The sequence below is a fragment of the Mesorhizobium sp. URHB0026 genome (genome assembly GCF_054059755.1).
Map to the genome: position 1 here is coordinate 3088058 of NZ_JBSSCN010000001.1, position 21754 is coordinate 3109811.

The following is a 21754-nucleotide window of genomic DNA, read 5'->3' on the forward strand; positions in this document are numbered from 1 at the left end:
CATGCTCATGCTGTCTTGCCGTCGCCGAACTTTTCGATCGATCGGGCCAGTTCGATGTGATCGCGGGCATAATCCGCCAGCGCAATGCCCTCGACCGCGGCCTGCCAGGCTTGCAGCACGGCCCGCACGCCGGCGCCGGGCCCGTCCGGATGGCTGACGATGCCGCCGCCGCAGAGGTAGAGGAGGTCGACCGTGCGGCCGGTTCGCTCATAGGTTTCGGGTGCCTGGCCGCCCCATTGGCCGGAGCAGGCCACGGGCAGCGCGCAATCGTCTGGTGAAAACAGCGGCGTGGTCACCGCCTCGAAAGAGCGGATGAAAGAATCGTCCGGCTCCCAATATTTCGAGCCGATGCCGTTGATCTGGAACTGGTCGACGCCCAGCAGCCGCCAGAATTGCTGCCAGACCTTGAAGTCCATGCCGAGGCCGGGGTGGCGAGTGAGGATGTCCCAGCCATTGCGGTGGGCATGCAGCACCAGGCCGGAGCGCTTCCTCAGATAAGCCATGCCGCCGAAGCCAATGGAGTTGATGTTGACGACCGCGCAATTGCCGCCGGCTTCGAGCACGAGATCGTGGTTGCGCATCATCTCGTCGGGATCGGCATGCGAGATGCCGAAGGCATACATCACCTTCTTGCCGGTCTTCTGCTCATTGTCGAGAATTCTTGGCATGATCGCGTTCACCCGCTCCGCCAGCGGCGAGTAGGCCGGGCTCATCAGCTTCTCGTCGTCCTTGATGAAATCGACGCCGGCCTCGATCAGTTCTCCCACCATAGCTGCTGTCTCGTGTGGCCTGAGACCCAGCGCCGGTTTGACGATGGTGCCGATGATCGGGCGGCCCTCGACACCGGTTAGCCCGCGGCTGCCCGCAACGCCGAATTGTGGACCCGGATGGGCGCCCCGATACTGTTCCGGCAGCTTCATGTCGATGACGCGGATGCCGGACAGGCCCCTGATCGAAAAGGTGCCGCCGATGGCGATGGTCATCAGTGCCGACAGGTCGGTGCCGATGGCGTCAAAGGGGAAGCCGATATCGACATCGGCGCGCCGGAAAGGGCCGCTGCCGGATCCCGGGAGAGAGGGTTGCGCGGCATCCGGCAGGTGCCGGATCGCCAGAACGCGCGCCGCCACGCGCGCCTTCAGCTCCTCGGTCTCGCCCGGCAGCGCGACGAAGGTGCCGGTCGACTGGTCGCTGGCGATCTTGGCGGCTAGCGCCTCGATGCTGCCAGGGGTTTCGATGCGATAGGTAAGCGTGATCATGGTCGGTCGGCCGCTCGAAAAGGTTCGAAAAAAGTTTCGTCGCGCAAGAAGTCTGGTATAATGAGTACATAAGCTTTGCAAGAAATATCCGAGCTCGGCAGGACTGGTGGGCTGCGGCAAAGCTGGAGCGAACCGCTCCGGCGCGGGCATTCCGGTAATCCTGCCGGGAATGCTAAACAGGAACCGGGCCAGGGAGTGATTCGTCACGATGAACCGTTCGGAGCCGATCGTCCGGCGCAAACTTTCCGACGAAGTCTTTGCAAGACTGAAGCGGCTGATCACCAGCGGCGAACTGCAGCCGGGCAACGACATGCCGTCCGAGCGCGAGTTGATGGAGCGCTTCGAGGTCGGCCGGCCGGCGATCCGCGAGGCCATGCAGGCGCTGAGCAACATGGGGCTCGTCGCCATCTCGCATGGCGAGCGCGCCAAGGTGCTGCAACTCACCGCCAAGTCGATCATCAAGCAGGTCGACGGCGCGGCCAAGATCATCCTGTCCTCGTCCAGGGACACGCTGGAGCACCTGAAGACCGCGCGCATCTTCTTCGAGCGCGGCATGGTCAGGGAAGCCGCGGAAAAGGCCAAATCAGAGGATGTGCAATTGCTGAAGGCGACCGTGGCCGAGCAGCGCGCCGCGCGCGGCGATTCCGAAGCCTTCATCTCCGCCGACATGAAATTCCATACCCAGATCGCGTCCATTTCAGGCAATCCGATCTATGTCGCCGTCAGCGAAGCCACGCTGGGGTGGCTGAAGGAATACCATACCGAAATGCTGATCTGGACCGGCAAGGAAAAATACACGCTGACCGAGCACGAAGAGATCATCGACCGCATCGAGCACGGGGATGCCGACGGCGCCGAGAAGGCGATGATCAAGCACCTCGAGCGCTCGCGTGCGCTCTATGTGATGAATTCCGAGAAGTAACCGATCCTGGTGATCGCATAGGGCGGCATTACGAGATCGCCTTGGCCAAGCGCGGAAGCGTCGACCCGCATGTCGTTCGGTGTCAGGTTCGCCAGCCAGACGATGGTCTCGCCCGACGCCGAGCGGCCGGCCAGCGCCAGGACCCGCGTCTCGTCGCTCGTCGTGGCGGAAACATGCGTCAGCCCGGCCAACTCACAAAGCCCTTTGACGGCCTGGAAAATCGGCCGCGGCGATCCCTCTGCGACGGGTTCGCCCGATCCCGCGACCACGCCGAACGGTCCGGCGAAACTGGACAGTGTCAGCATCTCCAGTACCGCCGGCGCGACGCGCGCGGCATAGCCGATCGTCCATGCGGCGGCGAACTGCGCAGCGTGGCGCGGGTCGCGGTTCGCCATGGCGATGCGCTGCCCCTGAGGATTGTCCTTGGTCGCGCCGCCATACGGGTTCTGGCGCATGGCAATCGTCGATGGGCCGATCCGGTACGGCTTTGTCCCGAAGATCGCCCGCGTGGACCGGGTGATAAAGGGCAACGCCTCCAGAGACTGCATCACGCTGAGATCGTCGGCGGCGTGCACGATCGGGTTGGTGCAGTGGGTGATGAAATCGAGCTGGCCGGTTGGAACGCGCTTGCGGTTGAGTTCGGTGAAATAGCTGAACATGCCGCCGCCGAGGCGGAGGCCGGGAAAGGCGCGGCGGGCGGCCGCGTAGACGTCCTCGAGCGGTGGGCATGCCGGCCAGGCACTGCCGGGCGGCGTCGACTGGCGGTCGACGGCAGGCGACACCGCGATGGCGTCGAGCCGCAGGCCTGCCAGGCGCACCATGTCGGCGACCTCGGAAAGTTCAGCGTCCAGATCGCCTGCGCAAGCGACCACGCATTCCAGCGTCGTCGAAACAGGATAAGCGGCGGCGAGTCGGGCGTGGGCGCGTAGCGCATCGATGCCGTGGCCGTGCGTCGGGTCGAAGTGGAAAAGCAGTTGCCGGGGACCGAACCCTCGCAGCAACGGCAGATCGGCAAGTGTGGCCTCGACATCCTCGGGATAGACCATGATGCCGATATCAGGCAGCTGCGCGCCGGCTTGCCCAAGCTCGACGCGGACCGGTTCGGCCGGCGCCGCCGAGGCAGGCACACTGGCATCGCCGGTGATGCGCAGGCTGATCGTCTGGCGCAACGCCTGCCTTGCCGGCAGCACATAGGGCCATGGCAGCGCCAGCGGCCGCACATAGGTTTTGTAGGAAGCATCCGACCAGTTGCGCTGGTCTTCCATCTCGAATGTGTCGCCTTTCATCCGGCATTCGGCGAAAACGCCGGGCCGTACCTGATGCGTGATGGCGCGCAAATCCTTGAACGGCTGCCAGGGGTCGATCAGATCGGGGAGTTCCGTCTCGACCACGCTGCCGTCGATGTGCTCGACCGTCACCGGGCTGCCGGCGAGGCCGGCGATCGGGTGCAGGATGCAGAAGCCGCAGCGATTGGTTTCGAAATCCCTCTCCGGCAATGCGGTCACATCGAAAACCAGCCTGCCGTCGGCGGAGCCTTCGATCGTGGCGTGGAAGCCGAGCCGGCTGCCGTCCGGACCAAGGCAGCTTGCCGCGTAGGTGACGGAGAAGCGGTCGCCCTTCTGGTCGATGGTAACGTCCGTCAGGTCAGGCTCATAGGTGCCCCAGTCGCGGTCGCGCACGATGTAAGCTATGGCACGCAGTACTTCGGTGCCGCCGTGGCGGATGGTGCGCAAATTGCCGTTGTCCAGTTCCGCGCTCAATGCACCCGCACGCAGGGTGACCGGCTTGGGCTCGGCCGCGCGCGTGCCGTAAAGCTGGAAAGCGTCCGCCTTCATCTGAGCAGCGCGTCGATCTGCACCGGTTCTCGACTGGCGGCACCGGCATAGGCGGCCTCGACCAGGGCGAATGTCTTGAGATTGTCCGCGCCTGAAGTCGCCGGTTCCTGGCCTGATGCAAGGCAGTCGACCCAGTGCTGCTGGATGGCGGCGACGCTTTCCTGGATATTGTGCCAAGGCCGCGAGGCCCAGGGCAGCAGCGGCGGCGAGACGTCGCTCACCTTGGTTCCGCTCTTGCCGGTGACGGTCAGCCGGTAGCCTTGCGCCAGCCGGATCGTGCCGTCGCTGCCGTCGAGTTCGATGAGCGTCTCCGGGAACGGCTCCGCGGCAAGCTTGGTCGCATAACTGCAATCGACCACCGAGGTGGCGCCGCCAGCGTGGTCCATGAGGATCGTGGCGACATCCTCGCCGGCGATGGCCGGGTTGATGCGTTTGGTCCGCGCGGTCAGGCTCGACACGTCGCCGAGCAGGAAGCGGGCGATATCGAGGATATGGATGCCGAGGTCCTCGATGATGAAGCGCTTGCCCGTCGCGAGATAGGGCTGGCCGGAGAACACGTCGTAGCCGGAGCGGAAGGAGATGCGGCCGAAGAAAGGCGTGCCGATCTCGCCGCTGTCGAGCACGGCGCGCACCGCCTGGATCGGCGACTGCCAGCGAAAGTTTTCGTGGACCATCAGCGGGACGCCGGCATCCGCGCAAGCCTTCACCATCGCCTTGGCGTCGGCCAGCGTTGGCGCGAACGGTTTCTGGCAAATCACCGGAACGCGGTTCTCCGCAGCCATCTCGACCAGCGCCCGATGGCTGCCGACCGTCGTGGCGACGTCGACGAAGTCGAGTTTCTCCGCTGCAAACATCGCTGCCGCGTCCGTGTAGCGCCGGGCCACGCCGAACTGGTCGCCGACGAGCCTGAGCCGCTCCGGGTCCCGGTCGCAGATGGCGACGATCGAGACGCCTTCGATGTCACGCCAGGCATGCATCTGGTTGACGGCGAAGAAGCCGCAGCCGATAAGCGCTCCACTTAAACCCGCCATGCTCAACCCGCCTTGGCCATCTGCATCAGGGTAACGCGCTGCTGGAGCCGGCGCTGCGCCTGGTCCACCACGACGGCGACGATGATGACCAGCCCCTTGATCACCATCTGCCAGAACGAACTCACGCCCATCATCACCAGCCCGTCCGACAGGATGCCGATGACGAAGGCGCCGACGATGGTGCCGCCGATCGTGCCGCGCCCGCCCGACATCGAGGTGCCACCGAGCACCGCCGCGGCGATGGCGTTTAATTCGAAGCTCTCGCCTGTCGCCGGATGCGAGGCCATCAGCTCCGACGAGATGATCAGCCCGACGATCGCTGCGCAGAAGCCGGAGAACATGTAGACGAACATCTTGACCATGTTGACGCGCACGCCCGAGATGCGCGCGGCGCGCTCATTGCCGCCGACGGCGAAGATGTGGCGGCCGAGCGGGGTGTAGCGGGCGAGATAGGCAGCCCCCAGCGCCACCACGACCAGAATCCAGATCGACACCGGCAGGCCGAGCAGCCGGCCGGCACCGAGGAAGCCGAAGCCGGTGGTGCCAAGTTCCGGCTTGCCGACCAGGTTGGGGAAGGTGCGGCCGTCGGACGACAGCAGCGCGAAACCGCGCGCGACGTAGAGCACGCCGAGCGTGGCGATGAAGGGCGCGACGTTGAGCCTGGTGATCAGCAGCCCGTTGACGGCGCCAATCGCGATGCCGACCAGAAGCGTGATCAGGGCGATCTCGACGACGTCGAAATAAATGGTGTAGCCGATCTGCAGGTCGATGCCGTTGAGCACGAGATAGCCGGCCACCATGCCGCACAGGCCGACGATCGATCCGACCGAGAGGTCGATGCCGCCGGTGATGATGACGAAGGTCATCCCCATGGCCAGGAAGGCGTTGAGCGCCACGTGCTTGGCCATCAGGATGAGGTTCGCCGCCGACAGGAAGTTCGGCGCCGCGATCGAGAAGAACACCAGCACCGCGATCAACGCGATAAAGGTCCTGAGCTTCATCAGCGTCAGCAGCGCGGAGCCGCCGGAGGCGGAAGGAGCGGCCGCCTTGGCCGGAATGTCAGTCATCAGCGTTGCTCCCCATGTGCGGCCGGTCCGTGGCCCAGCGCCGACGCGGCGACGATCGCCGCCTCCGTCGCTTCGGCGCGGTCGAACATGCCGGTCAGTCTGCCATTGCTCATCACCGCGATGCGGTCGGACAGCGCCATCACCTCGTCGAGGTCTGAGGTGGCGAACAGGATTCCCAGCCCGTCGCGCGAAAGCTTGCGCATGGTGCGGAAGACATCGGCCTTGGCGCCGACATCGATGCCGCGGCTGGGCTCGTCCATCAGGAGCACTTTCGGACCGGTGAGCAGCGCCTTGCCGATCACCACCTTCTGCTGGTTGCCGCCTGACAGCGACGAGACTTCCTGCGCCGGGTCGGCGACCTTGATCGCCAGTTCCCCCACCATCTGCATCACGGCCTGCCGCTCGGCGCCGCCTCGGATATGGAACAGGCGCACGAAACGCGACAGGCTCGCCAGCGTCAGGTTGCTGGCCACCGAGAGGATCGACACCAGGCCTTCGCGCTGGCGATCCTCGGGGATAAGTGCAAGCCCGCGCTGGATACGGCGCGTCGTGTCGCGCTCCTTCACTTGCCTGCCGGCGATGAAGATCTTGCCGCTGGCATGGCCGTGACGGCCCATGATGCAGTCGAACAATTCGCTGCGCCCGGCGCCCATCAGCCCGTATATGCCGAGGATTTCGCCGGCGCGCAGCGACAGCGAGACATGGTCGACCGCCAGTCCGCCGGTGACGCGCGGCAGGCAGATCTCCTCGGCGCGGAAGATTTCCTCGCCTGGCTGGTGACCGTCGGCCTTGGCGAAATCCTTGGCATCCGAGCCGATCATCTGCCGCACGATCCACTGCGTGTCGACGTTCTTCATTTCCTCCTGGCCGGTGATGCGGCCGTCGCGCAGCACGGTGACCGTGTCGCCGATACGGATCAGTTCCTCAAGCCGGTGCGAGATGTAGACGATGGCGACGCCGCGCGCTTTGAGGTCGGCGATCACCTTGAACAGGATTTCGACTTCCGTAGCACTCAGCGCCGAGGTCGGCTCATCCATGATCAGGATCTTGGCGTCGAGCGAAACCGCCTTGGCGATCTCGACCAGCTGCTGCTGGCCGATGCGTAAATCCTCGACCAGCATGTCGGGTCGGATGCCGGCTTCTAGCCGGTCGAGGAATTCGCCCGCCCGCTTTTCCTGTGCCTTGCGATCGATCTTACCCAGGCGGTTTGTGATCTCGCGTGTGGCGAAGATGTTCTCGGCGACGGTCATGTTGCCGAACAGGTTCAGCTCCTGGAACACCATGCCGATGCCGCGCGCCACCGCGTCTCCCGACGAGGAGAAGGAAACCTCTTCGCCTTCGAGCAGGATACGGCCGAGGGTCGGCTGCTCGACGCCGGCGATGATCTTCATCAGCGTCGACTTGCCGGCGCCGTTTTCACCGACCAGCACGTTGACGGCCCCCTTGCGCACCTCGAAGTTCGCCTGCTTGACCGCGACCGTGCCTGCATAGACCTTCGAGACGTCCTCCAGCTTGAGGATGACCTCGTGAGCGGGGCTCATGGCTTCGGCCCGATCTCGGCCTCCGCCGGGGTCACCAGCGGCAGGTCCTGGCCGCCTTCGATCGTATAGGCGCCGAGCACCTTGGCGGTGCGGCCTTCAAGGGCCTCGCGCGGCAGCTTGGACAGCACGGTCTTGCCGGCATAGGCGTTGAAGGCCTTGCCGAACTGGGCGAAGTCGATCTGGTTGGTGAAGTCGTTGAACTGGACGAAATCGAGGCTGTCTCTAAGTGCAGTGCCGCGCATCGCCGGCCCGATCTGGACGCGCGCATCGGCCTTGCCGTCGCCGTCCACGTCGATGTCCATCGTGCCCGCGCGCGACTGCGTGTTGGCGGCGACGATCTTGCCCTCGACGCGGACCGCGAAGGTCCATGGCGAATTCGCCTGCTTCCTTGGATTGCCGTATTTGGTGCCGGCCGCCGCCGGATCGGTTTTCGCCAAGGCATGGACCTCGGCGAACGGCCCAGCCTTCTGCCTGAGGTAGGGGATGACCTTCGAGGCCCAGATGTCCTCGACCATCTTGTCCGGATTAAAGGCAGACGCGCTGTTTTCACTCCGCGCCACCGGCGTCGGCAGGATTTTGCAACCGCCGAGGCCAAGGCCCGCGAGCGCGACAAGCGTCAGCCAACTAAAAGGGGTTAGCCAGGTCAATGTCTTCGGCATGGCGGTCAAAAGCACCCGGAACGTGAAATTAGAGCAATTCCAGGAAAACTGTGAAACGGTTTCCCGTCCGGAATTGCATCAAAATAAAGCACTGAGGGGCGAACGCGTGTCCGCCCCTCGCAATTATATCGCGCCGGCTCAGTTCTTCAGCGCGAAGGTTTCCAGCTTGGCGGCATTTTCGCCATTGATGAGCACGCAGTCCATCAGCTGCTTTTCCTTCTCGGGCGACTTCTTGTTCTTGATGAAGTCGTTGGCCTGTTCGACCGCCATCTGCGCCTGGGCGTAGGCCGGCTGCAGCACCGTCGCCTTGATGCCGCCCGAGGTGATGGAATCACGCACGTCGTTCGAACCGTCGAAGCCGACGACGATGACATCCTTGCGGTTAGCCGCCGCGAGCGCCGCATAGGCGCCCATCGCCATCGTGTCGTTGCCGGAGATGACGCCCTTGATGTCGGGGTTGGCCTGCAGGATCGATTCCATCTTGGAATAGGCCTCGGTCTGGCTCCAGTTGGCCGACTGCTGCGCGACCATCTTCAGGTCGGGGTAATCGTCGATGACGTCATGATAGCCCTTCGAGCGGATGCCGGCATTGGTGTCGGATTCCTTGCCGACCAGTTCGACGAAATTGCCCTTCTCGCCCATCAGCTTGACGAACTCCTGCGCGCCGAGCTGGGCGCCCTGGTAGTTGTTGGAGACGATCTGCGCCACCGCAACGCCTGTGGCGTTGATCTCGCGGTCGATCAGGAAGGAGGGAATGCCGGCGTCCTTAGCCTTCTGCACGGCGGCGACGGTCGCGTCGGCGCCGGCATTGTCGAGGATGATCGCCTTGGCGCCGCGGCCGATCGCGGTATCGATCAGCTCGGATTGCTTGTTGGCGTCGTCGTCATGCACCAGCACCAGCGCCTCGTAGCCGAGTTCCTTGGCCTTGGCTTCGGCGCCGACGGCTTCCGCCTTGAAGAACGGATTGTCGTGCGATGGAGTGATGATGGCGATGAGGTCCGCCGCGTAGGCGGGCATCGCCGTGCCGAGCGCCAGCACGCCGGCGAAGGCGGCAAGCGTCATTCTGCGTGTTAGTTTCATGAAGTCCTCCCGTTTGAAAAGCCTGTGTCTCGATCGTTCGAGGCACTTGTCTGCGTTTGAATTCGTCAGCGTGTGAAGGGTGCGGACCGCCTGGGCTCAAGCCGCCGGCTCCGCCAAGGCAAGTTCCCGTCCCCATCCTCTATTCGTCTCAGCATCGAACTCCCGGCGAAGCATGATCCGAGCGAACATTAGCTTAGCTAACTGGTATGATGAGTCAACCACTAATTCAGGTGATCTGTACCTAAGGCAGATCTGTACCGAAGGCTCTCAAGTGATCCGCTGGATGCTGGCCGCGATCTCTTCGGGCTCGAAGACGCGCTTCCAGTCGTCGCGCATCAGCACCGGCTTGCCAAACTCGATCGCCTTGTTGCAGGCATCCGAGAACACGCCCTTGGTTTCGCCGAAGATGACTGCGCCGAGCACGTTCATGTGGCCAAGCAGGAAGTCGAGCGCCGCCTGCTGGTCGACGCCGCGCGCCACCACCTCGTCGACGGCTTCCTTCATGACCACCAGCAGCGAGGCGCACACCGTTTCCGAAAGGCCTGGCTCAAGCAGCGCCATCTGTTCGACGGAAACGCGGTGCGAGCGCATTACCGGCGCCCAGATGATCTTGGCGATGGCCTCGCCTTTGGCGTAATCCGCTTCTGGTCCCTGCATCAGCGCGCTGACCATGTGCTGCTTGGCCTTGACGCCGCCGAAATAGTCTTTCTTGGCCGCCATGTCGGTTTCGTCGTTGAAGATCGGGGGATGACAGGGATGGGTGACGAAGTAGGTCAGGTCGGGACGATTAGGCAGATGGCCGGCAAACGGTGCGGCGGCATCCAGCACGATGACCATCGTGCCCGGCGCAAGCTTGCTCTCGATGCCGGCCGCGACCTTGCCGATATGGGTGTCCGGCACGGCCAGGATCACCACGTCGACGCCTTCCAGCGCCTCCTCGGCGCTGACCGTGTCGAAGCCCAGTCCGTTCTTCAGCCGCTCGCGCCCGGCCTCGCTGACCTCGACATGGCGGATCGTATAGGGCGAACCGCGGAAATTGGTCGAAAGGCGGTAGCCCATTTTGCCGCCGGCACCGAACAGCGCAATCGTCGTCATCTAGCCCTTGCTCCCTAGTCGCGGACGCCGGCATTGCCGATCGTCATCTTGCCTACTGGTATGATCACTCTACCACAGCTTGGCAAGAGAAATCATCATCCCGAGTGTTATTCCGGCCGGATCGCCGCCGCACCTGACTCGGATTTCAGCGTGTCCTCGTCGCCTGCGCGGTCGACGGCGACTCGCCGCGACAGCACCTGCCGGCCGGCCAGCGCCAGAACGAAGATCACGACGATGCCTTGCACGATGTCCTGTGCACCTGGCGGCAAGCCGACGATCTGCATGGTGGTGACGATGAGGATCAAAAGGATGCTGGCGAACAGCGTGCCGACGGCGCTGGCCGAGCCGCCGAAGATCAGCGTCCCGCCCAGAACCACCGCGGCGATCGACTGCAGGAGATAGGGCTGGCCCATCTCCAGGAAAGCGCCGCCTATATAGGCGCCGAGCAGCAGCCCGTTGAGCGAAGCCAGCACCGACGAGATGATGAACGCCGCCGCGATGATCCGGTTGTTGCGGATCGCCGCCAATCGCGCGGCGGTGCGATTCTGGCCGACCGCCGACAGCAACTGTCCGAACACCGTGTAGCGCAGCACGAACGCGGTCGCGGCGACGCCGATAATGGCGATGACGGCCATGATCGGCACGCCGGAGACGCGGCCCGTCGCCAGCGTCTTCAAGAGCGGGCTGACGGCGAAACCCGATATGGCACGGTTCGACAGCAGCGTTGCCGTCGCCAGCACATAACCTGTCGCCAGCGTGGCGATGATAGCTGGTATGTTCAGCCCGACGACGAGCAGCGAATTCAAGCCGCCGACCGCGAGGCCGAGCAGGATCGCCGCACCCACGCCGATGGCGAGGTTAGCATCCTGGCCCTTGATGGTGAGCAGCGCCACGAAGGCGCTGAGCGTGATCACCGAGGCCACCGAAAGGTCGATATTGCCGCGCCCGGTGGTGACGACGAACATCTGGCCAATGCCAACCACGGTCAGGAACGACGCCGATAGAATGATGCCCGACAAGCTGGAGAGGCTGAACCGGTTGGTGACGATGGACAGCACCAGCCAAAGCACGAGCACGCCGATCGCCGACCAGACCCAGCGGTTTTTCTGCGCCCAGAGGCTAAAGGCGGCGAGGCCGTTCATTGTTCGCTCCTGCGATCGGCGGTCAGGCTGCGCAGCGTCAGCAGGGCGATGAGGATCAGCCCCTGCGTTGCCGCGTTGAAGTCGCTGCTCACGTTCAGCGTGCCGAGCAAGGCGCCGATCAAGGCCAGCGTGACCGCGCCGGCGACCGCGCCGACTGGCGAGATGACGCCGCCCAACAGCGAGCAGCCGCCCATCACCACGGCGGCGACGCTGAGCAGCGTGAACGAATTGCCGGAATTAATGTCGCTTGCCGTGTTGATCGCGGTCAGCGACAGGCCGGCGGCAGCCGCGAACAGTCCGGCGACGAGGTAGCGCACCAGCGCGTAGCGCGTCGGCGACCAGCCGGAGCGGACCATGGCGGTTGGATTATTGCCGAAGCCGCGCAGCACCACACCGAGCGGCAGCCGGTCGATCAACAGCACCACAAGCGCGACCGCGGCGATGAGGATGATGGAGGTGGGCAGGAAACCCAGAGACCAGCTGAACATCGCCGACAGCCATTCGGGGCTGGCGCCGCCCGGCGTCGGCTGCAGCGCGTAGCCTAGTCCCATCCAGATGAAGGAGGCGCCAAGCGTGACGACGATGGCCGGGATCTTACGTGCCTGGATCAGGCCGCCAAGCCCGGCATAGGCGGCGACCGCCGCCACCAGCGCCAGCGCTCCGAGCCATGGCTGATCGTAGAGCAGCGTGGCGGAAAGCACGCTGACCAGGCCGGCAAAGGCACCGACGCCGAGATCGATCTCGCTGCCGCCGACGATGAACATCTGCGCCGCCGTCACCAGCACCAGCGACAGCGCCGGCATCAGGAGCAGGTCGAGCCCGAAGATCGAAGCGACCGCCGGGTTGGCCGAGATCATCACCGCCAGCACGGCGGCGAGGCCGATGAAGGGAGCCGCGTTCACCAGCCGGCGGGCAAGCCCGGCGCTTGCGGTGCTGTGTCGCGGGCGCGGGCGCGTGTCCGCCTGCTGGGCGAAGGATGCGCCGACGACGGCCGATTCCGTGATCGCCTCTCCGCTCAATTCCTTGACGATGCGCCCACCCGAAAACACCAGCACGCGGTCGCAGGCCAAAAGCTCGGCATCTTCGGTCGTGTGCCAGACCAGCGTGCGCCCGCTGCGCGCGATCTCGTTGCAGAGCCTGTAGAAGTCCTGCTTGGTGGCGATGTCGACGCCGCGAGTCGGATCATCGAGCAGCAGGATCGGAGTGTCGGCGACGAGCGCGCGCGCAACCAGCGCCTTCTGCTGGTTGCCGCCGCTGAGTTCCAGGATGTTGGAGGCGAAGCGCTTGTCGTCGAGCTGCAGCCGGCCGGCCGCTTCGGCCGCCGCCTCGCGGTTGGCACGCTCCGAAACCAGCCCCAGTGCCGGACGGCGGGCGAGGCTGCCGATGCTGATGTTTCCAAGCACGCTCCACAGCGGGAACACGCCTTCCTTCTGGCGGTCGCCGGCAATGAAACCGGCATCGCCGCTCCTGGTCACCGCGGCCTCCCTGGTGGAATCCGGCTCGAAAATGGCGTGCAGCAACTCCTTCTGGCCGCTGCCCTCGAGCCCTGCCAGTCCGATGATCTCGCCGCGGCCGATCTCGATGTCGCGGCCGAGCCCGGCGGTCAGGAAGCCGGACAATTTGACCAGCGCCTCGCCGCTGCTGGCTGCGGCGGCGCTGTGCTGGTGGATCGAATTGGCGTCGCCGCCCATGAGCTGCACAAGTTGGCCGATCGAAGTGCCGGCGACATCGCCGCGCCAGGCGGTGCGCCCGTTGCGCAGCACCATCACCTGCGTGGCGATGTCGATGATTTCCTGCAGCTTGTGGCTGATGAAGATGAAGGCAAGGCCGGATTTGGCTCGTTCGCGGATAAAGGCCCGCAACTGCCTCGAGCGGTCGAGGTCGAGCGACGAGGTCGGCTCGTCGAGCACGATCAGCTTGACGCCGGGCGTGGCGGCGGCGCGCGCGATCTCGACCATCTGCCGCTCGGCGATGGAGAGATGGCCGACTTCGGCGTTCACATCGATGCCGTTGGCGGGAAAGACGGCGTCCAGCGCCGCCCGGGCGCGGGCTCGATAGAGCGCTCGCCATCCCGGCCGGTTGGCCGCTTCGCCTGGCGTCTCCAGGAAGAAGTTCTCGGCGACGGAAAGGTTGGCGCACAGCGACAGTTCCTGGTGCACCATGCGGATGCCGCGCCTTTGCGCCGCCGCCGTGTCGTAGTCGGCGAAGCCCACATCCTGGCCGGTGAATGAAATCGAGCCGAGGGTCGGTGACGTCGCCCCGCACAAGATACGCATCAGCGTCGATTTGCCGGCGCCGTTGCCACCGACCAGGCCGATGATTTCGCCGGCCGAGACGGCGAGGTCGATCTGCGCATTCGCCAGCGTCGGGCCGAAGCTCTTGGTGATCCGCGACAGCGAGACGACGTTTGGCCTGGTGTCGGGCACCGTAGCGGCTGCGCCCTCCGGATCGGTCACGGCAAGATGGGACATTCGTCCTCCGATTCTTACGGGCAGGGACCGGGCGCGGCCGTCTGGCGCGCGCCCGGTCCCTGGCAATGGCGATCTTACTTGCTGAGCAGGTTCTGCTTGACCCAGTCGAGCGAATAGCTGGGGCTGATGATCTGGCCGCCCGGCAGCTTGGCATATTCCTTGAGGTTGCCGGCATCGACGGTAGCCACCGGCATGATCATCATCTTCGGCGCCTTGGCGCCCTTGAGCAGCGACAGGCCGAGCCAGAAGGCGGCGCCGCCGATACCGGGCGTGGTGTTCATCGAGACCGTCTGGTAACCGTTCTTGGCGTTCTCCTCGGCCCACCATTTTACGAAGTCGGTGCCGCCGCCCCCTTCGATGACGGGCATCTTGCCCGCATAATCGCCGCCATACTGGACGAAGGCCTGGGCGATGCCGACATCGTCGCTGCCGCCTTGAGCGAGCACTGCGTCGACATGTGGCAGCGAGGGCAGGACGTTGGCGATCGCCGCCTGCGCGACCGAGGCGGTCGCCTGGCCGTAGACGGTCGCGACAACCTTGACGTCGGGATAGTTCGCCAGCACCGACTGCTGCGCGTTGAACATGTCGTTGTCGGGCGCAGAGCCCTTCACGCCGCGCACCTGGATGACGTTGCCCTTGCCGCCGATCATCTTGAAGACGGCTTCGGCCTGGGCCGCTTTGTAGCCCTTGAAGTCGAAGTTGAGCTGGTAGTTGCAGGGCGCCGAAGCAACTGAATCGAAGGAAACGACGATGATGCCGGCCTTGCAGGCCTTTTCGATGATGCCGTTGACCGCGGTCTCCGAGGCGGCGTCGACGGCGAGTACATCGACCTTCTTGAGGATCAGCTCGGCGATCTGGCTGTTCTGCTGCGCCACCGAGCCGTCACCGTTCATGATGATGTAATCGGCGATTTGGCCACCCGCCTTGGCTTCCTTGGCCGAGGCCTCGAACGCCTCCACCATCTGGTGGCGCCAGGTGTTGCCGTAATAGGCGTTGGCGAGCGCGATCACCGGTTTGTCCGACGATGCCATCGCCGGTAAAACAGAAACACTGGCCAGCGCGGCGCCGACAAGCGCCGCCACAATTGAAAACTTCATGATTTCTCCTCCCAAAAACCGGCCGACCTGGATCGGCTCGTCTGTCACTCCGTAATGCTGTCTCTTCCGAAAGACACCATACCAGCTACATGTTATACCAGCATACCAAATAGGCAAGCCGCTCGGAACTTCATTTGATTGCGTCGACAGGGCAACGCGCCCGCCGGGTTTTCTCTCTCGTCCCTGGCAGCCGGTCGGGGCGACCATGTTGCCGTCATGCGCCGCGTTGAGACTGGCCACACTGGACGCTAGGTCATCATATATGTAATGTCAAATCACAGCGGGGACCTTGCCTGTCCGTGCGACTCGGGGTCGATTGCCTCGAGAAACGATCAGGAGAGATGCGGATGGAACCGGTCCAGAAGAAGAAATTGTATGTCGAGGTTCTCGATCGGCTGATGGCGGCAATCTCGACGTCCGAATTTCCGCCTGGTTCCCAATTGCCGTCGGAAAAGGAATTGATGACGATGATCGGCGTCGGACGGCCGTCGATCCGGGAGGCGATGCTGACGCTGCAACAGATGGGGCTCATCAGGATTTCGCACGGCGAACGCGCGCGCGTCATCAACCCGACGCCGGAGGTGATCGTCGATCAGGTCTCAGCGGCTATGGTCATGATGCTGGCGACGAACTCTCGCGGGCTTGAAGACCTAAAGGAAGTCAGGCTCTTGCTGGAAACTGGCCTGGTCCGGATCGCCACCCGACATGCAACGGCCAAGAGCCTGGAACGGCTTGCCGAGACCTTGCGCCATCTGCGCGAGGCAAAGGGCGACCAGGCTCGGTTTGTAACCGCCGACATGGAATTCCACGCCGTCATCGCTGAAATGAGCGGCAATTCGATGATCGCGGCCGTGGCCAAGGGCATGCTCGAATGGCTGTCGCGCTTCAAGCGCGATCTCGTGGCGGTGAAAGGCGCCGAGCGTCTGACGGTTGAGGAGCACGAACGCATCTACAAGGCGATCGCCGGCGGCGACGCCGAAGGCGCCAGCGCCGCCATGGCGGACCATATAGGCCGCGCCAATGAACTCTATTCGAAACTGGCCGGCAGCGACGGCGGGAGCTGACAGTCGCAAAATTTTTTGATCGAGAAAACTCATGTGATGACATGATATCTTTTTGATGCTATCGCTCCCGCCATGAAGTTCATTCCAGCCGGGAAGCCTGCATTGACCGGTCGCCTTAACGCCACCTACCTGATCCAAACCCGCTATCCCATGGAGGTCGCCGCGGCCGCGATGGCGGGTGAGCAATCGAGCGGGACATTCCGTCCCATCCCTGGGGAGACGCCGGAACTGCTGCTCAGATTCGGCGCGCGCGTCGAACTCATCGAGGATCTTGGCGAGGTCGATGGCGAGGCGTTGCCGTTTTCGCGCGCGCCCCGAGATACGGCGGCCGTCAGGCCGCGCCGGGCCAAAGTGGGTCTTTCCTGGAACGTCGAGAACATGGGCACCGTGCTGGCTTCGGTCTGGTCGACGGTTCTCGGCAATCTGTTCGAGCTGCATCATTTCTCGGCCATGCGTCTGCTCGACGTCAGCTTTCCCGATGTCTTCGCTAATGCCTATCCGGGGCCGGCTTTCGCTGTCGAAGGCACGCGTCGTCTGACCGGCGTCGCGGGACGGCCGCTGGTCGGCACCATCGTCAAACCGAGCGTCGGTCTTACGCCAGCGGAGACCGCGACCCTGGCCGATACGCTGATCTCATCTGGCCTCGACTTCATCAAGGACGACGAACTGATGGGAGATCCCCCGCATTCGCCGTTCGAACAGCGGTTCGAGGCGGTCATGGCTGTCATCGACCGGCACGCCGACAGGACCGGGCGCAAGGTCATGTACGCGGCCAACATTTCCGGGGACATCGACGCCATGCGCCGCCAGCTTGATCTGATCGAGCGCCGTGGCGGCACCTGCGCCATGCTGGTCCTGAATTCCGTCGGCCTGTCGGGTGTCGTCGAGATGCGCCGGCATTCCGCCGTTGCGCTTCACGGCCATCGGGCGGGCTGGGGCCTCTTCAGCCGTTCTCCTGATCTCGGCATGAGCTATCTCGCCTACCAGAAATTCTGGCGCCTGGCCGGCATCGACCACATGCACGTCAACGGGTTGTCCAACAAATTCTGCGAGCTCGACGGTTCGGTGATGGCATCCGCCCACGCCTGCCTCACTCCGATGTTCGGCCGGGCCGACCGTCCCGATACGGTGATGCCGGTGTTTTCGTCTGGACAGACCGCGGTGCAGGCGGGCGAGACCTATGAAAGGCTCGGCTCGAACGATTTCATCTATTGCTGCGGCGGCGGGATCATGGCGCATCCAGGCGGTCCGGCCGCCGGTGTTCAAAGCCTGCACGATGCTTTCGAAGCCGCGGCGGCAGGCATTCCCGCGCGCGACTACGCCGCCACGCGTCCGGAGCTCGAGGCCGCGCTGCAAGCGTTCGGCTGAATCTGCGTCATCGGCGCCATCAAGATAAAATGGGAGAAGAGATATGAGGATATCCGTAGCGGTGCTTGGAGCAGGCGGGAAGATGGGCTTCCGCGTGACGCGTAAGCTGATCGAAGCGGGCTACGATGTCCGCGCCGTGGAGATCGGAGAGGCCGGCCGCAAGCGGCTGGGAGAAGCTGATATCGCCGCCGTCGCCATGGAGGAAGGCATTCCCGGAGCCAAAGTGGTGGTCATGGCCCTGCCGGACAACATCATCGGCCAGGTGACGCGGCAGGTCTCGCCGATGCTTGCCAAGGGCACCATGATCCTCGTTCTCGATGCCGCGGCGCCCTATGCCGGCGACCTGCCCGGCGATCGACCGGATCTCACCTATTTCGTCGGTCATCCCTGCCATCCGCCCTTGTTCGGCGACGAGACGGAGTGGGCCGCGCGTCGCGACTATCATGGCGGCATCGCCAGGCAGTCGATCGTCTGCGCCCTGATGCAGGGACCGGAAGAGGACTACGCGCTTGGCGAGGAGGTGTGCAAGGCAATGTGGTCGCCGATCATCGACAGCCACCGGGTGACGGTCGAACAGCTGGCAATCCTGGAGCCCGGCCTGTCCGAAATGGTCGCTATGCCTTTCGTCGACACGATGGTCGAGGCCGTCGAGGAGTGCGAGCGCAAATACGGTATTCCAAGGCAGGCCGCGCTCGACTTCCTGATCGGTCATCTGAATGTCGAGATCGCCATGTGGTTCGGCTTCTCGCCGAAAGTGCCGTCCGACGCCGCTCTGCGCCTGATGCGCTTCGCCAAGGGCGTCGTGGTCCGTGACGATTGGCGCGAGGCACTCTCGCCGGCCAAGGTAAAGGAAGCCTCGGAACTGATCGTCTACGGCAAGGGAGCCTGAGCCCTGCCTTCGCGGATCGTATCGGTATCGACCGCTCTCTTCGACGGCTATTCCATCGAGTTCGCCATCGAGGAGATTGCCGCTGTGGGTGCCCATGTCGAGCCGGCCTTTATCAGCGGCTATGTCGATTTCGACGAGGATATGTTTGCCGAGGCGCAGGCATTGAAGCTGCGCCGGACGGCGCAAAATGCCGGGCTTGGCATCAACGCCGTGTCGGCTCATCTCGACCTGTCGGGGCCCGATGCGATCGAAGCGTTGTCCCGGCGGATCGGCTTTGCCGCCGGTCTTGGCGCTTCGTTCCTGATCACCAATACCGGTTCGGCGAGAAACAGCGCGGCTATCCGCGCGACGATCGATGCCGTTCTGCCGCGGCTGGAACAGGCTGATGTTGTTATGGCGCTCGAGAACCCCGGGCATGGAAGCGGCGATCTGCTCGGCAGCGCTCAATCAGGGGCAAGCTTCGTCCGCGATATCGGATCGCCGTACGTCCGCCTGAACCACGATGCCGGCAACGTCTTCACCTACAGCGGCGAGACGATGCAGCCGGCTCAAGATATCGCTGATGCCATCGATTCGGTTGGACATGCTCATCTGAAGGATGTCGTCAGCACCGGGGCGGGGTGGGCGTTCTGCGCCATCGGCGACGGCTCTGTCGACTATGCATCCTACTGGGCCGTGTTGCCCGCCACGCTGCCAGTCAGCATCGAACTGCCGTTGCGGCTGCAGCGCCCGCGGCGCAGTGATCCCCAGCGGCGAAGCACGCCGGTGGATATCGGCACCATTCGCGGCGCCTTGCGGCGCTCGCTGGAATTCGTGAACGCGCTGGACAACGCCGAGTTCTGAGCGCGGCCCGACTACCCCCGCTCGGGGAACATCGCCTTCAGCCCTTCGCGCGACGCCTTGGCGACGCCGCGTTCGGTGATCAACCCGGTGACCAGCCGCGCCGGCGTCACGTCGAAGGCGGGGTTTGCCGCAGGCGTTGCTTCGGGCGAGACGCGTACCTGGGCGATCTCGCCGCTCGCTGTCTTGCCCCACACCAGCGAAACCTCGTCGCCGGAGCGTTCCTCGATCGGGATTTCGGCAAGTCCGTCGCCCACCGTCCAGTCGATGGTCGGCGAAGGCAGCGCGACGTAGAACGGCACGTCGTTGTCCGCGGCGGCGAGTGCCTTCAGATAGGTGCCGATCTTGTTGCAGACGTCGCCGTCGGCGGTGGTGCGGTCGGTGCCGACGATGACCATGTCGATTGCGCCGCGTTGCATCAGATGGCCGCCGGCATTGTCGACGATCAGCGTGTGCGGCACGCCGTGGCCGGCCATCTCCCAGGCGGTGAGCTGGGCGCCCTGGTTGCGTGGGCGTGTTTCATCGACATAGACATGGACCGGAATGCCGGCTTCGACAGCGAGGTAGATCGGTGAAGTGGCTGTCCCGTAGTCGACCGTCGCCAGCCAGCCGGCATTGCAGTGGGTGAGGATATTGACCGTCTCGCCCGGCTGCTTGCGCGCCGCGATATCCTTGATGATGGCGAGACCGTTCTCGCCGATGGCGCGGTTGAGCCCGACATCCTCGTCGGCGATCTCGTTGGCACGCCGGTAGGCGGCCGCGGCGCGTTCACCAAGCGGCAACGGCCGCAGGAAACGGCGCATCTCGTCGAGCGCCCAGCGCAGGTTGATTGCCGTTGGCCTGGTATCGTGCAGTACCTCCCACACAGTGTCGAGCGCTTCGTCGGATGCATCATCCGTCATCTGCATGGCGACGCCATAGGCCGCGGTGACCCCGATCAGAGGTGCGCCACGCACCCACATGTCGCGGATCGCGGTGGCGATGCCGGCGACAGTGACGAGCTTCTCGATGCGGAATTCATGTGGCAGCCAGCGTTGGTCGATGATCTCCACCGAGCGGCCGTCCTCGCTGAGCCAGATGGTCCGGTAGTGGCGGTCGCCGACGTTCAAATGCTGTTCTCCTGTTCGATCAGCGCGGCCAGATTATTGACCTCGTCGATGCTGTGGATCTGGCGCCGGTTGACGGCGATGTGGCGGCCGAATTTCAGTGCCTTCGCCTCACAACTGGCGCGCAGATCTTCATCGGCAATGGTCTCGAAGTCGGCATTGTGGGCGAGGCCAAGGATGCGCCTGTGCACCTCGATGCCGGCAAAACCGAGCAGATCGTCCCAGATCTGGTGCAGGACGTTGTCGAGCGCCTGCTCGGCGCCCAGCCGGTCGCCCTGATCCTCGAACAGGCTTTTTTGATAGAGCATGCCGGTGCGCTCGGTGTGCCATAACAGCGAGAACTCGGCGCGGAACACCGCCCAGGTTTCAGCCGTGACGCCGAGCAGATAGGCGCGCATGGCGTCGCGCTTCCCGTTCTGCTCATGCCCGCGCTGCGAGAAGAACGACATCCAGAAATTGGCGAGCAGCATGCCGATATCGAAGGCCATCGGACCGTAGAAGGCGAACTCCGGATCGATCATCCGCGTTTCCTGATCGGTGACCATGATCGAGCCGGAATGCAGGTCGCCATGCAGCAGCGTCTCGGCATTGGCGGCGAACATATGTTTCAGCCGCTGCGCCTCCACCTTGAGGTCGCGGTCGGCGCGCAGTTCGGCGACCAGCCCGTCGAGCTGCGGACTGGTGTGGCGGTTCATCTTGGCGTCGAAATAGGGGTCGGAAAACACCAGGTTCTCGGTGATGTCGCAAAGCTCGACATTGTCGGCGAACAGCGCCAAATCCGCCTTGCGGTCCTTGGTCACCATCGACAGGTCGGAACCGCGAAACAGCGTGCGGGCCATGAACAGACCGATATCCCTGGCAATGTTCGGCAACTGGCGCCCGTCGATCAGGGCGCGCCTGAGAATGATGTGTGGCGGCGCCAGATACTCCATGATGATCAGCGCCTGGACCTCGTCGAAGTAGTAGATCGCCGGCACCGAGCCCGGCGCGCGCGCCTCTTGCCGGGTCAGTGCGTGGTATTCGAAGAAAGAACGTTTGAGCGGCAGCGGCCAGCTGTCGCCGACGAGGCGGACATAGGGCAGGGCCTGCTTGACGATGGCGCCGCCACTGGCGCCTTCGACGATGAACACCAGGTTGAGATTGCCGTCGCCGACCTCGCGAACTTTCCAGGCGCTGGTGTCCTTCCCGATCCTGGCACACAAGGCCTCGTTCGCGCCCAGACGTGTTGCGAGCGTCTCCACCGACAATGCTTCGAACGGCAAGTTCCCAGTCATTCTTGTCCCTCCCGCCT

The 21754-nt window shown here is 64.2% G+C and carries 18 protein-coding genes; 5 read left to right on the forward strand and 13 right to left on the reverse strand.

The features are described 5' to 3' along the window. Positions 1-5: 5 nt before the first annotated feature. Positions 6-1256 (reverse strand): 3-oxo-isoapionate-4-phosphate decarboxylase OiaX, encoded by a 1251-nt coding sequence (gene oiaX, locus ACVWWD_RS15175; RefSeq protein WP_457103165.1) that lies wholly within the window; start codon positions 1254-1256, stop codon positions 6-8. 208 nt (positions 1257-1464) lie between these two features. Between oiaX and ACVWWD_RS15180 the strand changes: the two genes are divergently transcribed. Further along, a complete protein-coding gene (locus ACVWWD_RS15180; RefSeq protein WP_023782254.1) occupies positions 1465-2178 on the forward strand; it encodes a transcriptional regulator NanR in 714 nt (237 codons plus the stop codon). On the opposite strand, the gene apnL is transcribed toward ACVWWD_RS15180, so the two are convergent. The 10 genes from apnL to ACVWWD_RS15230 form a co-directional block, all read right to left on the reverse strand. Next, positions 2154-4013, reverse strand: coding sequence for a D-apionate lactonase (gene apnL, locus ACVWWD_RS15185; RefSeq protein WP_352546559.1), 1860 nt, complete (start codon positions 4011-4013; stop codon positions 2154-2156). The genes ACVWWD_RS15180 and apnL overlap by 25 nt on opposite strands. Further along, positions 4010-5044: a Gfo/Idh/MocA family protein gene (locus ACVWWD_RS15190; RefSeq protein WP_352546558.1), complete on the reverse strand. Its 1035-nt coding sequence runs from the start codon at positions 5042-5044 to the stop codon at positions 4010-4012. Before ACVWWD_RS15190 ends, apnL begins: the two co-directional genes overlap by 4 nt. Positions 5045-5046: 2 nt before the next feature. Continuing rightward, complete coding sequence (locus ACVWWD_RS15195; RefSeq protein WP_352546557.1) at positions 5047-6111, reverse strand: ABC transporter permease; 1065 nt, start codon at positions 6109-6111, stop codon at positions 5047-5049. Further along, positions 6111-7652, reverse strand: a complete 1542-nt coding sequence (locus tag ACVWWD_RS15200) for a sugar ABC transporter ATP-binding protein (protein ID WP_352546556.1) — start codon at positions 7650-7652, stop codon at positions 6111-6113. Before ACVWWD_RS15200 ends, ACVWWD_RS15195 begins: the two co-directional genes overlap by 1 nt. Beyond that, positions 7649-8311 (reverse strand): DUF2291 family protein, encoded by a 663-nt coding sequence (locus tag ACVWWD_RS15205; protein WP_352546555.1) that lies wholly within the window; start codon positions 8309-8311, stop codon positions 7649-7651. Before ACVWWD_RS15205 ends, ACVWWD_RS15200 begins: the two co-directional genes overlap by 4 nt. Positions 8312-8449: 138 nt before the next feature. Beyond that, a complete protein-coding gene (locus tag ACVWWD_RS15210) occupies positions 8450-9391 on the reverse strand; it encodes a D-ribose ABC transporter substrate-binding protein (protein WP_023771087.1) in 942 nt (313 codons plus the stop codon). 267 nt (positions 9392-9658) lie between these two features. Then, complete coding sequence (locus tag ACVWWD_RS15215; RefSeq protein ID WP_352546554.1) at positions 9659-10486, reverse strand: phosphogluconate dehydrogenase C-terminal domain-containing protein; 828 nt, start codon at positions 10484-10486, stop codon at positions 9659-9661. 107 nt (positions 10487-10593) lie between these two features. Continuing rightward, positions 10594-11628, reverse strand: a complete 1035-nt coding sequence (locus ACVWWD_RS15220) for an ABC transporter permease (protein WP_352546553.1) — start codon at positions 11626-11628, stop codon at positions 10594-10596. Then, entirely contained in the window at positions 11625-14099 is a 2475-nt protein-coding gene (locus ACVWWD_RS15225) for an ATP-binding cassette domain-containing protein (RefSeq protein ID WP_023771084.1), read from the reverse strand. Before ACVWWD_RS15225 ends, ACVWWD_RS15220 begins: the two co-directional genes overlap by 4 nt. 74 nt (positions 14100-14173) lie before the next feature. Beyond that, entirely contained in the window at positions 14174-15196 is a 1023-nt protein-coding gene (locus ACVWWD_RS15230) for an ABC transporter substrate-binding protein (protein WP_352546551.1), read from the reverse strand. A 347-nt stretch (positions 15197-15543) separates the two neighbouring features. Here ACVWWD_RS15230 and nanR point away from each other — a divergent pair, with 347 nt between their 5' ends. The 4 genes from nanR to ACVWWD_RS15250 all read left to right on the forward strand — a co-directional run bounded on the left by nanR (position 15544) and on the right by ACVWWD_RS15250 (position 19360). Next, a complete protein-coding gene (gene nanR, locus ACVWWD_RS15235) occupies positions 15544-16260 on the forward strand; it encodes a transcriptional regulator NanR (RefSeq protein ID WP_352546550.1) in 717 nt (238 codons plus the stop codon). Between the two features lie 72 nt (positions 16261-16332). Further along, the gene (locus ACVWWD_RS15240; RefSeq protein ID WP_435053971.1) at positions 16333-17628 is read left to right on the forward strand and encodes a ribulose-bisphosphate carboxylase large subunit family protein; all 1296 of its coding nucleotides are present in this window, start codon (positions 16333-16335) and stop codon (positions 17626-17628) included. Between the two features lie 43 nt (positions 17629-17671). Continuing rightward, positions 17672-18517 (forward strand): phosphogluconate dehydrogenase C-terminal domain-containing protein, encoded by an 846-nt coding sequence (locus ACVWWD_RS15245; RefSeq protein WP_023771080.1) that lies wholly within the window; start codon positions 17672-17674, stop codon positions 18515-18517. A 141-nt stretch (positions 18518-18658) separates the two neighbouring features. Continuing rightward, positions 18659-19360: a sugar phosphate isomerase/epimerase family protein gene (locus ACVWWD_RS15250; protein WP_352546548.1), complete on the forward strand. Its 702-nt coding sequence runs from the start codon at positions 18659-18661 to the stop codon at positions 19358-19360. Between the two features lie 11 nt (positions 19361-19371). On the opposite strand, the gene mtnA is transcribed toward ACVWWD_RS15250, so the two are convergent. Beyond that, complete coding sequence (gene mtnA / locus ACVWWD_RS15255) at positions 19372-20466, reverse strand: S-methyl-5-thioribose-1-phosphate isomerase (protein WP_352546547.1); 1095 nt, start codon at positions 20464-20466, stop codon at positions 19372-19374. Further along, positions 20463-21737, reverse strand: a complete 1275-nt coding sequence (gene mtnK, locus ACVWWD_RS15260; protein ID WP_352546546.1) for an S-methyl-5-thioribose kinase — start codon at positions 21735-21737, stop codon at positions 20463-20465. Before mtnK ends, mtnA begins: the two co-directional genes overlap by 4 nt. Between the last annotated feature and the right edge of the window lie 17 nt (positions 21738-21754).

Excerpts from the sequence above, each read along its gene's own strand:
- ACVWWD_RS15210 (WP_023771087.1), bottom strand. The coding sequence starts at position 9,391 with ATGAAACTAACACGCAGAATGACGCTTGCCGCCTTCGCCGGCGTGCTG.
- ACVWWD_RS15250 (WP_352546548.1), top strand. The coding sequence starts at position 18,659 with ATGTTTGCCGAGGCGCAGGCATTGAAGCTGCGCCGGACGGCGCAAAAT.
- apnL (WP_352546559.1), bottom strand. The coding sequence starts at position 4,013 with ATGAAGGCGGACGCTTTCCAGCTTTACGGCACGCGCGCGGCCGAGCCC.
- ACVWWD_RS15200 (WP_352546556.1), bottom strand. The coding sequence starts at position 7,652 with ATGAGCCCCGCTCACGAGGTCATCCTCAAGCTGGAGGACGTCTCGAAG.
- ACVWWD_RS15225 (WP_023771084.1), bottom strand. The coding sequence starts at position 14,099 with ATGTCCCATCTTGCCGTGACCGATCCGGAGGGCGCAGCCGCTACGGTG.
- ACVWWD_RS15240 (WP_435053971.1), top strand. The coding sequence starts at position 16,333 with ATGAAGTTCATTCCAGCCGGGAAGCCTGCATTGACCGGTCGCCTTAAC.
- mtnK (WP_352546546.1), bottom strand. The coding sequence starts at position 21,737 with ATGACTGGGAACTTGCCGTTCGAAGCATTGTCGGTGGAGACGCTCGCA.
- ACVWWD_RS15205 (WP_352546555.1), bottom strand. The coding sequence starts at position 8,311 with ATGCCGAAGACATTGACCTGGCTAACCCCTTTTAGTTGGCTGACGCTT.
- nanR (WP_352546550.1), top strand. The coding sequence starts at position 15,544 with ATGGAACCGGTCCAGAAGAAGAAATTGTATGTCGAGGTTCTCGATCGG.
- ACVWWD_RS15215 (WP_352546554.1), bottom strand. The coding sequence starts at position 10,486 with ATGACGACGATTGCGCTGTTCGGTGCCGGCGGCAAAATGGGCTACCGC.
- ACVWWD_RS15195 (WP_352546557.1), bottom strand. The coding sequence starts at position 6,111 with ATGACTGACATTCCGGCCAAGGCGGCCGCTCCTTCCGCCTCCGGCGGC.
- oiaX (WP_457103165.1), bottom strand. The coding sequence starts at position 1,256 with ATGATCACGCTTACCTATCGCATCGAAACCCCTGGCAGCATCGAGGCG.
- ACVWWD_RS15245 (WP_023771080.1), top strand. The coding sequence starts at position 17,672 with ATGAGGATATCCGTAGCGGTGCTTGGAGCAGGCGGGAAGATGGGCTTC.
- ACVWWD_RS15220 (WP_352546553.1), bottom strand. The coding sequence starts at position 11,628 with ATGAACGGCCTCGCCGCCTTTAGCCTCTGGGCGCAGAAAAACCGCTGG.
- ACVWWD_RS15190 (WP_352546558.1), bottom strand. The coding sequence starts at position 5,044 with ATGGCGGGTTTAAGTGGAGCGCTTATCGGCTGCGGCTTCTTCGCCGTC.
- ACVWWD_RS15180 (WP_023782254.1), top strand. The coding sequence starts at position 1,465 with ATGAACCGTTCGGAGCCGATCGTCCGGCGCAAACTTTCCGACGAAGTC.
- ACVWWD_RS15230 (WP_352546551.1), bottom strand. The coding sequence starts at position 15,196 with ATGAAGTTTTCAATTGTGGCGGCGCTTGTCGGCGCCGCGCTGGCCAGT.